This is a genomic window from Allobosea sp., assembly GCF_036675845.1.
Taxonomy (GTDB): Bacteria; Pseudomonadota; Alphaproteobacteria; order Rhizobiales; family Beijerinckiaceae; genus Allobosea.
This window is the reverse complement of record NZ_JAKFED010000052.1, coordinates 61,484-74,321: the sequence shown is the minus strand read 5'-3', so window position 1 is coordinate 74,321 and position 12,838 is coordinate 61,484. Positions and strand designations below refer to the sequence as shown.

The 12,838-nt window shown below is 67.5% G+C and carries 14 protein-coding genes and 1 tRNA gene; 9 read left to right on the top strand and 6 right to left on the bottom strand.

Translation table 11 applies throughout. The features are described 5' to 3' along the window. Positions 1-6: 6 nt before the first annotated feature. Positions 7-534 carry a disulfide bond formation protein B gene (locus V6M56_RS05490; RefSeq protein ID WP_332681924.1) on the bottom strand — a complete coding sequence of 176 codons (528 nt, stop codon included), beginning with the start codon at positions 532-534 and terminating at the stop codon, positions 7-9. Positions 535-541: 7 nt separating this feature from the next. Beyond that, positions 542-1,153, bottom strand: a complete 612-nt coding sequence (locus tag V6M56_RS05485; RefSeq protein ID WP_332682039.1) for a YqaA family protein — start codon at positions 1,151-1,153, stop codon at positions 542-544. Between the two features lie 448 nt (positions 1,154-1,601). Here V6M56_RS05485 and V6M56_RS05480 point away from each other — a divergent pair. Continuing rightward, positions 1,602-1,686: transfer RNA gene (locus tag V6M56_RS05480), tRNA-Leu, on the top strand. Between the two features lie 188 nt (positions 1,687-1,874). On the opposite strand, the gene V6M56_RS05475 is transcribed toward V6M56_RS05480, so the two are convergent. The 4 genes from V6M56_RS05475 to V6M56_RS05460 all read right to left on the bottom strand — a co-directional run bounded on the left by V6M56_RS05475 (position 1,875) and on the right by V6M56_RS05460 (position 4,442). Beyond that, entirely contained in the window at positions 1,875-2,018 is a 144-nt protein-coding gene (locus tag V6M56_RS05475) for a hypothetical protein (RefSeq protein ID WP_332681922.1), read from the bottom strand. A gap of 100 nt (positions 2,019-2,118) precedes the next feature. After that, complete coding sequence (locus V6M56_RS05470) at positions 2,119-2,574, bottom strand: RbsD/FucU family protein (RefSeq protein WP_332681921.1); 456 nt, start codon at positions 2,572-2,574, stop codon at positions 2,119-2,121. A gap of 1 nt (position 2,575) precedes the next feature. Continuing rightward, positions 2,576-3,415: an amidohydrolase family protein gene (locus V6M56_RS05465; protein ID WP_332681919.1), complete on the bottom strand. Its 840-nt coding sequence runs from the start codon at positions 3,413-3,415 to the stop codon at positions 2,576-2,578. Positions 3,416-3,419: 4 nt separating this feature from the next. Beyond that, positions 3,420-4,442 (bottom strand): aldo/keto reductase, encoded by a 1,023-nt coding sequence (locus V6M56_RS05460; RefSeq protein WP_332681917.1) that lies wholly within the window; start codon positions 4,440-4,442, stop codon positions 3,420-3,422. Between the two features lie 181 nt (positions 4,443-4,623). On the opposite strand from V6M56_RS05460, the gene V6M56_RS05455 reads away from it, so the two are divergent. From V6M56_RS05455 to V6M56_RS05420, 8 genes are all read left to right on the top strand, one after another. Further along, a complete protein-coding gene (locus tag V6M56_RS05455; RefSeq protein ID WP_332681916.1) occupies positions 4,624-5,976 on the top strand; it encodes an ABC transporter substrate-binding protein in 1,353 nt (450 codons plus the stop codon). Between the two features lie 115 nt (positions 5,977-6,091). Next, complete coding sequence (locus V6M56_RS05450) at positions 6,092-7,021, top strand: carbohydrate ABC transporter permease (protein ID WP_332681913.1); 930 nt, start codon at positions 6,092-6,094, stop codon at positions 7,019-7,021. Between the two features lie 151 nt (positions 7,022-7,172). Next, a complete protein-coding gene (locus V6M56_RS05445; protein WP_332681911.1) occupies positions 7,173-7,991 on the top strand; it encodes a carbohydrate ABC transporter permease in 819 nt (272 codons plus the stop codon). A gap of 79 nt (positions 7,992-8,070) precedes the next feature. Next, entirely contained in the window at positions 8,071-8,967 is an 897-nt protein-coding gene (locus tag V6M56_RS05440; RefSeq protein WP_332681910.1) for a dihydrodipicolinate synthase family protein, read from the top strand. A gap of 8 nt (positions 8,968-8,975) precedes the next feature. Then, the gene (locus V6M56_RS05435; protein ID WP_332681909.1) at positions 8,976-9,656 is read left to right on the top strand and encodes a GntR family transcriptional regulator; all 681 of its coding nucleotides are present in this window, start codon (positions 8,976-8,978) and stop codon (positions 9,654-9,656) included. Positions 9,657-9,871: 215 nt separating this feature from the next. Then, the gene (locus tag V6M56_RS05430; RefSeq protein ID WP_332681908.1) at positions 9,872-10,864 is read left to right on the top strand and encodes a sialic acid TRAP transporter substrate-binding protein SiaP; all 993 of its coding nucleotides are present in this window, start codon (positions 9,872-9,874) and stop codon (positions 10,862-10,864) included. Positions 10,865-11,068: 204 nt separating this feature from the next. Beyond that, the gene (locus tag V6M56_RS05425) at positions 11,069-11,533 is read left to right on the top strand and encodes a TRAP transporter small permease (RefSeq protein WP_332681906.1); all 465 of its coding nucleotides are present in this window, start codon (positions 11,069-11,071) and stop codon (positions 11,531-11,533) included. Beyond that, complete coding sequence (locus tag V6M56_RS05420; RefSeq protein ID WP_332681905.1) at positions 11,530-12,816, top strand: TRAP transporter large permease; 1,287 nt, start codon at positions 11,530-11,532, stop codon at positions 12,814-12,816. The genes V6M56_RS05425 and V6M56_RS05420 overlap by 4 nt, the downstream gene beginning before the upstream one ends. The last annotated feature ends 22 nt before the right edge of the window (positions 12,817-12,838 follow it).

Here is a 12,838-nt window from a genome sequence, read left to right as displayed (position 1 = left end):
TGACGTTCAGGCTCTGCCGCTGAGCCTCAATGCGCCCTTCAGCCCGAGAAGCGCCGCCGCCAGCAATCCGAGCGAGGCGAGCACGTTCCAGCCGGCGAGCGACAGGCCGAGGAAGCGCCAGGCCGCTTCGGTGCAGGAAACGACGCGCGTCGTCTGGAGCTGCTGCATGAAGTCCTGCATGCCGGAAGCGGCGGGGGGGACAGCGCCGCCGCAATCGTTCGGCCCGGCGAACCAGCCCCATTCGACGCCGGAATGATAGATGCCGAGCCCGGTGCTCCACGCCATCAGCAAGGCGAGGCCGACCAGCGCGAGAGCCTGGGTGCGCGGCGAGCGGGCGAGCAGCAGCGCGGCCGCCGAAAGCCCGATCGCGACGTAATGCGGGGTGCGCTGCTCGAGGCAGAGCTTGCAGGGCCGCAGATGCAGGACGAGCTCGAAGAACCAGGCCCCGGCGATCAAGGCGAGGCTGGCGAGGCCGATCAGGGCGATGACGCGGCGGGGGCTTGCGAAGCTGCGGGCGTGGGACGGGCTGGTCATGGCTCGCTCAGCAGGAGAAAAGCTGGCCGGAGCCTGTCAGCAGCTTGAGGCCGAAATAGAGCAGGATCAGCCCGGCGGCGCCGCCGAGCGCGATCAGCTTCAGGCGCTTCTCGATGAAATGCCGGATCGCCTCGCCATGGCGGCGCAGGAGATAGGCGAGCGCGAAGAAGCGCGCGCCGCGGGCGAGGATGCAGGAGAGGACGAAGAAGCCGAGCCCGATATGCACGGCGCCGGCGAGGATCGTCACCACCTTGATCGGCGGCAGATGGGCGAGGCCCGAGGTGGTCAGGAGCAGCAGGGTCATGTCCGGGCCGGCGCAGGCGCGCAGGGCCTCGAAAGCGTCGAGCTTGCCGTAGAAGGCGAGCACCGGCCGGGCGAGCGCGTCGAAGGCGTAGTAGCCCAGCGCATAGCCGGCGATGCCGCCGAGCGTCGAGAAGGTGGTGGCGACCAGGGCGTAGCGATAGGCCCGCGCCGGCTTCGCCAGCGCCATCGGCACGAACAGCACATCGGCCGGGATCAGGAAGAACGAGCTCTCGACGAAGGCGACGACGGCGAGCCAGAGCTGCGCGGCGGGGCGCGCCGCAAGCGACAGGGTCCAGAGATAGAGGCGCTGGAACAGGCCCGGCCTGTCGCCCCGGAGGGCGGTGGCGGGAGGCGTTTTCGCGGAAGCCATGCTCCAGCCCTCTCTCGACGACGGCGTTCTCCGCAGCCGGCGTATCCGCCCGATGCGGCGCGATCTTGCTAGAGCATCGCACCGAAAAGTGGAATCCGGTTTTCGAAAGGCGTCCGATGCTGCGACAGGAAGATAGATCGCCATCTCCGCGCCCGAATGGACGCACGGCGATCTAGCCGGGTCTGCCTGCCGCGTCCATGCCGGCTTTCGCTTCGAAAAGCCGTTCACGCGAGATTGACCGGCCCGGATCGACCGCTATAGTCCCGGCCGCCCGCAAGAGCACGCGCCGATCAGGTTGCTGCGCAATCTGATCGGATCACGCGTTCTCTATCTACAGTTTAGAGGCGGATTCACCGATCAGGTTGATTCAACCTGATCGGATCCGGCTCTAGGGGCCCCTGTGGCGGAATTGGTAGACGCGCTCGACTCAAAATCGAGTTCCGCAAGGAGTGCTGGTTCGATCCCGGCCAGGGGCACCATTCTTGTTGGCGCGATACCGCCAGTCGGTCGTCGTGCGGTTTCGATCCCTCTCCGCTTTCTCGCATCGGCGCGCATCCGCTCGAGCTCGCCCGCCGGCGCAGCGAGACACCTTCCCGAATCGGGCTGGCGCCCTCCGGCTGCGGTGCGCTTCCGGCTCATCGAGAAGTCGGAGCAGGATCAGCCTGCTCTAGGCGAAGGTCATCACCAGCGCCATCGCGATGACGATCAGGACGAGGCCGGAGACGAGCATCGGGACCAGCGTCGTGCCGGCCTCGGGTGGCGAGGCCTCGCCTTGCGGGCGAGCCGGCCGTTCATCGCGCAAGCTGCTCATGAAGAGACACTCCGAATGGGGCCGGTTTCTAGCTCATAAAAGATGCATTGTAAATGTTACTTTTAGTATGCGCGCCAAGTCCGCCACCGCGGCAGGCCTGCTATCCGGGCTCGCCAGCGATCACGCCCTTGCGGAACAGGAAGCAGCCATAGGGGCGCGGGTCGCCGACCTGGACCACGGCGAAGCTCGCCTTCGCCGCCGCATAGAAGGCGAAGCGCTCGATGCCGGCGAGCGGTGCGGCGCGGCCGAGCGCCCGGTCGAGCTCGGCCTGGACCTGCTGCTGCACCTGCGGGATCGCGGTGGCGTCGCCGACGACCAGCATCCGCCTTGCCGGCTCCGGCTCGAAATCGTCGATCGGCAGCACCGAGAGGATGGCGCGGGCGGCGCGAGCCATGGTGAGGCCGGGAAGGCGGATCAGCTTTTCGCTCGTGGTCGCGCGGGCGATCGTCTCGGCCGGGTGATTGGCGTCGACCAGAGCAAGCTCATCGCCATGGCCCATGGCGGCGAGCACCCAGAGCAGGTCGGCGGAGAGGACTGGGTCGAGGTTCTTCAGCATGTCACTGGCGTCCGCGCTGCGAGAGATAGAGCTTGCGCGCATTGCCGCCGAAGATGGCGGCGCGCTCGGCATCGGAAAGTCCGGCGAGCAGGCCCTCGGCGGTCTCGAACCATCGCGCATAGGAAGCCCGCAGCGTCACCACCGGCCAGTCGCTGCCGAAGATCAGGCGCTCCGGACCGAAGACGGCGAGCAGATGCTCGACGACCGGCCGCAGCGTCTCGCTTGTCCAGTCCGGAGCCGCCTCGGTGACGAGCCCGGAGAGCTTGCAGAACAGCTGCGGATGCGCGGCGAGCGCCGTCATGCCGTCGCGCCAGCCGGAGAGGTCGCCGCTGACGAGGTCCGGCTTGGCGCCATGGTCGATGACGACGGCAAGCTCGGGATGGCGCTCCAGCGCCTGGAGCATCGGCGCGATATGGCGCGGCTTCAGCAGGGCGTCGAAGACCAGGTGATGGCCGGCCATGGCGCGGAAGGCCGGCGCCAGTCCGGGCCGCGCCAGCCAGTCGTCCTCGGCGAGGTCGTGCACCATAGGCCGCAAGCCGACGAGCAGGGGATCGTCGGCGAGCAGCGCGATGCGCTCCGCGGCATCGGGCGAGTCGAAATCGCTCCAGCCGACGACGCCGGCGACGAAGGGCGTCTGCGCCGCGAGGTCGAGCAGGAACGCGGTCTCGGCTTGTGTTGGTGCCGCCTGGACCAGGATGGTGCGGGCGATGCCGTGTTTCGCCAGCAGCGGTTCGAGGTCGGCCGGGCCGAAATCGCGATGGATGGGGGCCAGCGCCGGCGTCAGCCAGCAATAGTCGCCGCGGGCGAGGGTCCAGAAGTGCTGGTGAGCGTCGATCCGCATCGGCTCAGTCCGGAACCGGGACATCGGCGCCGAGCAGACCCTGTGCCTTCAGTTCGGTCCAGAGCGCGGCGGGGATCGGCGCGGACAATTCGGCGATCTGGTCTTCGACCTCGCCGGCCGAGACCGCGCCCATCACCAGGCTCGCCACGGCGGGGTGGCCGAGCGGGAATTGCAGGGCGGCGCGGCGCAAAGGCACGCCATGGCGCGCGCAGACGGCTTCGATCGCGGCGACGCGGGCAAGGATGTCGGGCGGCGCCGGCCGGTAATTGTACCTGGCGCCGGCGACCGGGCCGGTGGCAAGGATGCCCGAGTTGAAGACGCCGCCGAGCATCAGGCCGATGCCCTTCTCCAGCGCCAGCGGCATGAAGGAAGCGAGCGCCGGCTGCTCCAGCAGGGAGTAGCGCCCGGCCAGCAGCATGGCGTCGAAATCGCCGGCGCGGGCGAAGCGCTCGCACATCTCGGCTTCGTTGACGCCGACGCCGATCGCCTTGACGGCGCCGGCGGCGCGCAAGCTTTCCAGCGCGCGATAGGCACCGTCCATGGCTTCCGCAAAACGCTGCTCGATCGCGCCCTGCCCATGCGTCCAGACATCGACATCGTGGATCAGGACGATGTCGAACCGGTCGACGCCGAGGCGCAGCGCCGACTGCTCGAGCGAGCGCATGGCGCCGTCACGGGAATAGTCGAAGCGCATGCCATGCGGCAGGCCGCCGCGATAGCCCGAGCCGTCGCCGCGCCCGGCGAAAGGCTCAGCGACGCGGCCGACCTTGGTCGAGAGCACGACGTCCTTGCGGCCGGCGCGACGCAGCGCCGCCCCGATGCGATGCTCGGAGAGGCCGTGGCCATAGAGCGGCGAGGTGTCGATCAGGTTGACGCCGTCGGCCAGCGCCGCCTCGACGGTCGCGACAGCGGCCGCCTCGTCGAGCTGGCCATAGAGATCGCCGAGCGGCGCGCCGCCGAAGCCGAGCGCGGTCAGGCTGAGGCCGGAGCGGCCGAGCGGTCTGGAAGGAAGCGTCGAAGCCGTCATGCGCGAAAGGCCGCCGGGTGGAGGTGCAGCACTATGTGCACGCCAACATGTCAGCTTGCAACCGGGTTTGAACCGGATTAGCGTCGCGGCCTCGGCATGGGCCGCTCGTCTGGAGCGCGGCCTGCCGGCACCGGATCAAAGGGCCCGAAGCGGCCTTCTCATATCCACAGGGAGGACGACCATGACCGACAGCATTCTGAAGCCGACCCGGCGCGCTTTGCTGCGCGGCGCCGCTGCGCTCGGCGCCACCGGGGCGGTGGCCTCGCCGCTGGTGCTGCGCGAGGCGCGCGCCCAGGCGGCGTTCAACTGGAAGCGCTTCTCGGGCACGACCCTCGACGTGCTGCTGGTCAAGAATCCGCGCTCCGACCTGATGCAGGCGGCGGAGAAGGAATTCACCGAGCTCACCGGCATCAAGGTCTCGGGCGAGCAGGTGCCGGAACAGCAGCAGCGCCAGAAGGCGGTGATCGAGTTCGCCTCCGGCAAGCCGAGCTTCGACGTCAGCGGCATCTCGCTGCATGTGCAGAAGCGCATGGCCGCCAAGGGCAAATGGTTCGAGGATCTGCGGCCCTATATCGCCGATGCCTCGCTGACCGCCCCCGATTTCAATTTCGACGATTTCGGCGCCGGGCCGGTGGCCTATGCGCGCCAGGCCGACGGGGCCCTCGATACCATTCCGTTCTTCGTCGACTACTGGATGATCTACTACAACAAGGAGCTCTTCGACGCGAAGGGCGTGGCCTATCCGAAGACGATGGAGGAGATCGCCACCGTCGCCGCCAAGCTGCACGACCCGGCCAAGGGCGTCGCCGGCTTCGTCTCGCGCGGCCTGAAGAACGCCAATATCCCGGTCTGGACCAGCCTGCTGCTCGGCCAGGGCATCGAGGCGGTCGGCCCCGACGGCAAATTGCAGACCGACGGGCCGGAGGCGATCTGGGCCGGGGAGCTCTACAAGAAGCTCAACAAGGAGACCGGCCCGGTCGGCCAGGTCGGCTTCAACTGGAACGAATGCCAGACCACCTTCATGCAGGGCCGCGCCGCGATGTGGCTCGACGGCATCGGCTTCGCCACGCCGCTGGAGGATCCGACCAAGTCGCGCATCGTCGGCAAGGTCGGCTATGGCGTCACCCCGCCCGGACCGAAGGCGCACCATGCCGGCATGTTCGCCGACGGCATCGGCATCTCGCGCGGCTCGCAGAAGAAGCAGGCGGCCTGGCTCTACATCCAGTTCATGACCAACAAGGCCAACCAGATCGCGATGCTGAAGGCGGGCGCCGGCGCGCCGGGCCGCTCCTCGGCCTATCTCGACCAGGAGACGATCGCCTCGTCGAAGTTCGGCAAGCAGTATTTCGAATGCCTGCTGGCTTCGGCCAAGATCGCCCGGGCCGGCCTGCCGCAGATCGTGCCGGTGACCGAGTTCCGCGACGTCTTCGGCGTGGCGTTGACCAACGCCATCGGCGGCGCCGATGTCGCGGCCGAGCTGAAGAAGGCTACCGAAGCCTTCGCGCCGGTGCTGCTGAAGAGCGAGCAGGGCTGAGGCCGCCAGACGCGTCATGGCCGGGGCTTGACCCGGCCATCTCGTGACCAGTGCGTTTCCTTCCTGAGATGGCCGGGTCAAGCCCGGCCATGACGCCCAATTGCAAGCGGACAGCATGAGCAGCACCACCGCCCTACCAGCGAGCCTTGCGAAGCCGGCGCACCTTGCGACGGGCCAGTCGCAGGATTTCACGCCGCGCTACTGGCTGTTCTCGGTCCCGGCGGTGCTGCTGGTCGTCGGCGTGATCGTCTTCCCCTGGCTGTTCACGCTCTACATGTCGACGCAGGACTGGAAGATCGGCGGCGGGCCGGAATTCGTCGGCCTGCAGAACTATGCCGAGTTGCTGCGCGATGCGCGCTTCCTCGAATCGATGGTGCACACCTTCTATTTCACCGTGCTCGCCGTCGTGCTGCCGATCTTCTTCGGAACCGCCGCGGCCCTGGTGTTCCACCGCGAATTCCCGTTCCGCGGGCTGCTGCGCACCATCTTCGTGATGCCGATGATGGCGACGCCGGTCGCGGTGGCGCTGGTCTGGACGATGATGTTCCACCCCCAGCTCGGCGTGCTGAACTACCTTCTCTCGCTGGTCGGCATCGGTCCGCAGCCCTGGGTCTACGATCCCGACACCGTGATCCCGACGCTGATCCTGGTCGAGGTCTGGCACTGGACGCCGCTGGTCATGCTGATCGTGCTCGGCGGCCTCGCCGGCCTGCCGCGCGAGCCTTACGAATCCGCGCTGATCGACGGCGCCAATGACTGGCACATGTTCCGGCACATCACGCTGCCGCTGGTCTGGCCGTTCATCATGGTGGCGATCGTGATCCGCACCATCGACGCGCTGAAGGTCTTCGACACGATCTTCGTCATCACCCAGGGCGGGCCGGGCACGGCCTCGGAGACGCTCAACATCTTCCTCTATCTGCAGGCCTTCCAGTTCTACAAGATCGGCTACGCCTCCGCCGTCGTGGTGATCTTCTTCGTGATCATCATCATGCTGTCGCTGCTGCTGCTCTACGCGCGCCAGAAGTCGAAGTGGAACGCGTGATGACGAGTTGGCAGGGAAACGCTCCGTCATCCCGGGCTTCGCGCAGCGAAGTCCCGGGATCCATCAGAGAGCGCCGAGCTTTCCGATGGATCCCGGGACGGCCTTTGGCCGCCCGGGATGACGGAGCGGTTTCGGCAGGCGAGGCACGCCGATGAAGCGACTCGTCAAAAAGCTCGGCTTCTACGCCTCGGTCTTCGTGCTGGTCTCGCCGGCGGTGCTGGTCTTCCTCTGGATGATCTCGCTCTCCTTCAAGAACGAGCTCGACAACACCGCCTTCCCGCCGGTCTTCATCCCGAACCCGCCGACGCTGAAGAACTATGTCGACGTCTTCGCCCAGAACAATTTCGCGCTCTATCTGTGGAACTCGATCCTGGTCACCGGCGGGGCGGTGCTGATCGGCCTCGCCGTCGGCGTCCCGGCCGGCTATGGCATCGCGCGCGGCAAGGCCAACAAGTTCGCGATCCTGATCCTGATCGCGCGGATGACGCCGGCCTTGTCCTATCTGATCCCGCTCTTCCTGCTGTTCCAGATGACCGGCCTGGTCGGCACGATCACCGCGCTCGTGATCACCCATCTCGTCATCACCATCCCGATCATCGTCTGGATCATGATCGGCTATTTCGAGAACGTTCCGATGGAGCTCGAGGACGCCGCCCGCATCGACGGCGCCACGACCTGGCAGGCCTTCCGCCATGTCGCCTTGCCGCTCGCCCGGCCCGGCATCGTCGTCGGCGGCATCCTCGCCTTCATCTTCTCCTGGAACAATTTCATCTTCTCGGTGGTGCTCGGCGGCAAGAACAGCCGCACTTTGCCCTCGGCCGTCTACAACTCGCTGACCTTCGAGCAGATCTCCTGGGGGCCGCTCGCCGCAGCGGCGCTGCTGGTGACGCTGCCGGTGCTGCTGCTCACCGTGCTCGCCCAGCGCGAGATCGTCGCCGGGCTTTCCGCCGGAGGGCTCAAGGATGGCTGATCCGCTTGCGGCCATGCTGCCTGCGCGCTAACCTGTTTCTAACATGTCAGCTCAACACGCTTCGGGAAAGACGATCTCCATGGCCCTCGACCCCAACCGCTTCGGCCTCTCCTGCGCCATCACCACGCCGATGCGCGAGGGCGGCGCGGTCGACCTGCCGCGTCTCGTCCACCATGCCCGCCATGTCCTGGGCAATGGCTGCGACAGCGTCACCCTGTTCGGCACCACCGGCGAGGGCGCGGCGCTCGGCAGCCCGGCCCGCACCGCCATGCTCGGCGCGCTCGTCGGAGCCGGGATCGACCCGGCGACGAAGATCTATGCCGGCGTCGCCGCCGCCTCGCTGCACGAGGCGGTCGAGCAGGCGCAGACGGCGCTGAATGTCGGGGCGAAGGGGCTGCTGGTCGCGCCGCCCTTCTACTTCAAGGGCATCAGTGACGAGGGGCTCTATGCCTGGTTCTCGCAATTCTTCGAGAAGCTCGGGCCGTCGGCACGCAACACCATCCTCTATCACATCCCCTCGGTGACGGCGGTCGACATCTCGGTCGGCCTGGTCGAGCGGCTGAAGAAGGCCTTCCCGGGCATCGTCACCGGCGTCAAGGATTCCTCCTGCGACTACCCGACCACGGAAGCCTTCCTCAAGGCGCATGGCGAGCTCGCCATCCTGGTCGGCGACGAGCGCCTGCTCGGGCGCGCCGTGCGCGCCGGGGCGCAGGGCTCGATCTGCGGCCTCGCCAATCTCGCCCCGCATCTGCTGCGGCCGATCGTCTATGAGGGCGCCGAGGACCCGGTCGTCAACGCGCTGGTCGACGAGATTTGCTCCTATCCGGTGCTGGCGGCGGTGAAGGCCCTGGTCGGCCATCTCCATGGCGATGCCGGCTATGGCGCGATGCGCCCGCCGCTGACCGCGCTCGACGAAAGCCAGCGCCAGCGGCTCTTCGCGGCCTTCGACCAGATCAGCCGCGCCAGGGCGGCTTGAGAGGGGAAATGATGAGCGAGCCCGAGCCGGAACGCGAAGGCGAGCCGCTGAAGCTCAGGGAGCGGGCCTATGCCAGCTTCACCGAGCGGCTGCTCGCCCGCGAGATCAAGCCGGGCCAGTTCGTCACCCAGCGCGAGCTCGTCGCCATGACCGGCTTCCCGCTCGGCGCCATCCGCGAGCTGATCCCGCGGCTGGAGGCGGAGGGGCTGATCAAGACCGTGCCGCAGCGCGGCATGCAGGTCGCCCATGTCGATCTCGACCTGATCCGCAACGCCTTCCAGTTCCGGCTCTTCCTCGAGAAGGAGGCGACGGCCGCCTATGCCCGCAACGCCAGCGATGCCGAGATCGCCGAGCAGCGCCAGCGCCACGAGGCGATCGTGCGCCGCGCCGAGGCTGGCGAGGAAGGCCAGGCGCTGATCGAGGAGGCCGAAGATGTCGACCGGCTGATGCATGAGGCGATCATCGACCATCTCGACAACGACATCGTCTCGAAGGCCTTCCGCGTCACCTGGCTGAAGATCAGACTGATCCGGCAATACGAGACGCGCATCCACAACAGCATCATCGTGCCGGTGATGCAGGACCATCTGCGGATCATCGCGGCGATCGAAACGCGCGATCCGGAGGCGGCGGCGGCAGCGATGAGCGAGCATATCGGCAACGCCCGTGCCCGGGCGATGAGTTACTGAACCGAACCACAAGGCCGGAAAACGGCTGTTTCGAGGGAGAAGACCAGGACTCTCGATCTCACGCCCTCATCCTGAGGAGCCGCGAAGCGGCGTCTCGAAGGATGATCCAGGAGGCACCGGAGCAATCTGGAGCCTTCGAGACGCGATCCGGCGGATCGCTCCTCAGGATGAGGGCTTCGGAAGAGCGTTGGCGTCACACAGGGAGGGAGAAGACCATGACGAAGCTGACCAAGCGCGCCTTTCTCGCCGGCTCGGCCGCGGCCGGCACGGCGATCGCGATGCCGACCGTGCTCAGGGCGCAGGCCACCGTGCTGCGCTGGGGCGAGATGCTGCCGACCACCCATCCGCAGGTGCAGATGGTCGAGCGCATCGCCAAGGAGGTGAAGGAGAAGACCGGAGGGCGCGTCGAGATCCAGTCCTTCCCGGCGGGGCAGCTCGGCTCGGGCAAGGACATGATGGAATCGGTCGCCTCGGGCGCGCTGACCATGACGACGGACGGCGCCGCCGCACTCGGCTCCTTCCTGCCGCAGCTCTCGGTGATCGAGGCGCCCTATCTCTGGCGCGACCCGGCCCATATGGCCAAGGTCGGCAAGGCGCCGGTCTTCGCGCAGATGAACGACGAGCTGGTCAAGAAGCGCGGCATGCGCATGGCGGCGGTGACCTATTACGGCAAGCGCCACCTCACCACCGGCTCGAAGGCGGTGAAGAGCGCCGCCGACGTCGTCGGCCTGAAGCTGCGCGTGCCGCCGGTCGACACCTTCCGCGCCATGGTCGAGGCCTGGGGCGCCAAGGCGACGCCGGTCAACTTCAACGAGCTCTATCTGGCGCTGAGCCAGGGCGCGGTCGACGGCCAGGAGAACCCGCTGCCGACGATCCACAGCGCCAAGCTGCAGGAGGTGCAGAAGCACCTGATCCTGACCGGCCACATCATCACGCCGCGCCTGGTCATCGTGAACCAGGATTTCTGGAAGGGGCTGAAGGAGGCCGACCGGACAATCCTCGAGGCGGCGATCGCCAATGGCGCCGCCTGGCAGGATGCCGAGCTGACGAGCCAGGAAGGCAGCCTGGTCGCGACGCTGAAGGCGGCCGGCATGACCGTCACCGAGCCCGATCTGGAAAGCTTCAGCAAGCCGGTGCTGGCGACCCTGCCCAAGCAGTTCGAGAGCAAATGGGGCAAGGGCACCTGGGACGCGCTGGCGGCTCTTTGAGCGGTGCAGCCGGCAGTTCGCCGTCATGGTCGGGCTTGTCCCGACCATCCACGTCTTCGCTTCACCGGTCGAGTGCGGTGTTCAAGACGTGGATGCTCGCCACAAGGGCGAGCATGACGGCATCGCTCGGATCTGCAGAGACTTCAGCATGACATCGGGGCCTGCCGCGCAGTGAAAACCCTCCTCCATCTCTCCGATCGTTTCGTGCGCGCTTCGGCCGTCGTCCTGCTGCTGGCGATGCTGGTTACGGTGCTGCTCGGCGTCGCCTCGCGGCAGGTCAACGCGCCGCTGGCCTGGACCGACGAGCTGGCGCAGTACCTTCTGGTCTGGACCGGTTTCATCGGCTGGATCATCGCGGCGAGGCAGCGCTCGCATATCCGCATCACCGTCATCGCCGAGCGGCTTCCGGCCGGCGCCGGGCGCTTGCTGGAGATCGCGACGCAAGGCGCGATCATCCTCTTCGCCGCCGTCCTGATCCGCTATTCCTTCGGGCTGATCGAGCGGACCTGGGATGTCGAATCGATCGCGCTGCCGGTGTCGAGCGCAGCGCTCTATGCGGTGATGCCGCTCGCCGGGCTGGCGCTGATCCTGCAGGCGCTGGCCGAGATCGCCGCCGTGCTCTCCGGCCGCAAGCTCGAGGCCGCCGAACCGGGGACGCAGCCGCTATGACCACCCTGATGCTGCAGATCCTGCCGCTCTGGTTCGCGGCGCTCCTGATCGGCGTGCCGCTCTTCGTCTCGATGGGGCTCGCGGCCATCGCCTTCGCCTTCTTCGGCGGCTTCCCGCTCGGCATCGTGCCGCAGAAGATCGCGCAATCGGCCAATTCCTTCCCGCTGCTGGCGGCGCCGCTCTTCATCCTGATGGGCAACATCATGAATTCGGCCGGGGTGACCGACCGGATCTTCGCCTTCGCCACGGCCTGCGTCGGCTTCATGCGCGGCGGGCTCTGCCACGCCAACATCTTCGCCAGCGTGATCTTCGCCGGCATGTCGGGCTCGGCGGTCGCCGATGCCGGCGGCGTCGGCACGCTCGAGATCAAGGCGATGCGGGACGAGGGCTACGATCCCGAGACCGCGGCGGCGATCACCGCCGCCTCCGCCACGATCGGGCCGATCATCCCGCCCTCGCTGCCGATGGTGATCTACGGCGTCTCGGCCGATGTCTCGATCGGCGGGCTCTTCCTCGCCGGCGTCATCCCGGGCCTGCTGATGGCCGGCGCGCTGATGGGAATGGTGGTCTATGTCGCGAAGAAGCGCGACCTGCCGCGCCACCCCTTCCCCGGCATGGCGAAGCTCTGGGTCGCCTACAAGGAGGCGCACTGGGCGCTGATGACGCCGGCGATCCTGTTCGGCGGCATGATGGCCGGCATCTTCACGCCGACGGAGGCCGCTGCGGTCGCGACCGCCTATGCGATCGTGCTCGGGCTCTTCGTCTATCGCAGCTTTTCGCTCAAGGACCTGCCCGAGCTCGTGGTCCAGACGGTCGAGACCACCGGCGTGGTGCTGGCGCTGGTGATGACGGCGGCGGCGCTCGGCTGGTGCCTGTCGATCTCGCGCATCCCGCAGACGGTCGGGCCGATGCTGGTCGACCTCGCCGGCAATCCGCTGATCTTCCTCCTGATCGTCAACCTGCTGCTGCTCTTCGTCGGCTGCTTCATGGAAGCGCTGGCGGCGATGCTGATCCTGATCCCGATCCTGACGCCGGCGGCGGCGCAGTTCGGCATCGATCCGGTCCAGTTCGGCCTGATCTTCGTGCTCAACCTGATGATCGGTACGATCACGCCGCCGGTCGGCGTCGTGCTCTTCGTCACCGCGAAGATCGCCAGGATCAGCTTCGAGGCGATGTCGCGGGCGATCGTGCCCTGGCTGATCCCGCTGCTGGCGGTGCTCATCGCGATCACGCTATGGCCGCCGCTGACGACCTGGCTGCCGAACCTCGTGCTCGGCAAGTGAGGTAGCAGGCGGCCCCGCAGGG

Bases quoted from the DNA above. Each gene is read 5' to 3' on its own strand.
- V6M56_RS05490 (WP_332681924.1), bottom strand. From the start codon at position 534: ATGACCAGCCCGTCCCACGCCCGCAGCTTCGCAAGCCCCCGCCGCGTC.
- V6M56_RS05475 (WP_332681922.1), bottom strand. From the start codon at position 2,018: ATGAGCAGCTTGCGCGATGAACGGCCGGCTCGCCCGCAAGGCGAGGCC.
- V6M56_RS05470 (WP_332681921.1), bottom strand. From the start codon at position 2,574: ATGCTGAAGAACCTCGACCCAGTCCTCTCCGCCGACCTGCTCTGGGTG.
- V6M56_RS05465 (WP_332681919.1), bottom strand. From the start codon at position 3,415: ATGCGGATCGACGCTCACCAGCACTTCTGGACCCTCGCCCGCGGCGAC.
- V6M56_RS05460 (WP_332681917.1), bottom strand. From the start codon at position 4,442: ATGACGGCTTCGACGCTTCCTTCCAGACCGCTCGGCCGCTCCGGCCTC.
- V6M56_RS05455 (WP_332681916.1), top strand. From the start codon at position 4,624: ATGACCGACAGCATTCTGAAGCCGACCCGGCGCGCTTTGCTGCGCGGC.
- V6M56_RS05450 (WP_332681913.1), top strand. From the start codon at position 6,092: ATGAGCAGCACCACCGCCCTACCAGCGAGCCTTGCGAAGCCGGCGCAC.
- V6M56_RS05445 (WP_332681911.1), top strand. From the start codon at position 7,173: ATGAAGCGACTCGTCAAAAAGCTCGGCTTCTACGCCTCGGTCTTCGTG.
- V6M56_RS05440 (WP_332681910.1), top strand. From the start codon at position 8,071: ATGGCCCTCGACCCCAACCGCTTCGGCCTCTCCTGCGCCATCACCACG.
- V6M56_RS05435 (WP_332681909.1), top strand. From the start codon at position 8,976: ATGATGAGCGAGCCCGAGCCGGAACGCGAAGGCGAGCCGCTGAAGCTC.
- V6M56_RS05430 (WP_332681908.1), top strand. From the start codon at position 9,872: ATGACGAAGCTGACCAAGCGCGCCTTTCTCGCCGGCTCGGCCGCGGCC.
- V6M56_RS05420 (WP_332681905.1), top strand. From the start codon at position 11,530: ATGACCACCCTGATGCTGCAGATCCTGCCGCTCTGGTTCGCGGCGCTC.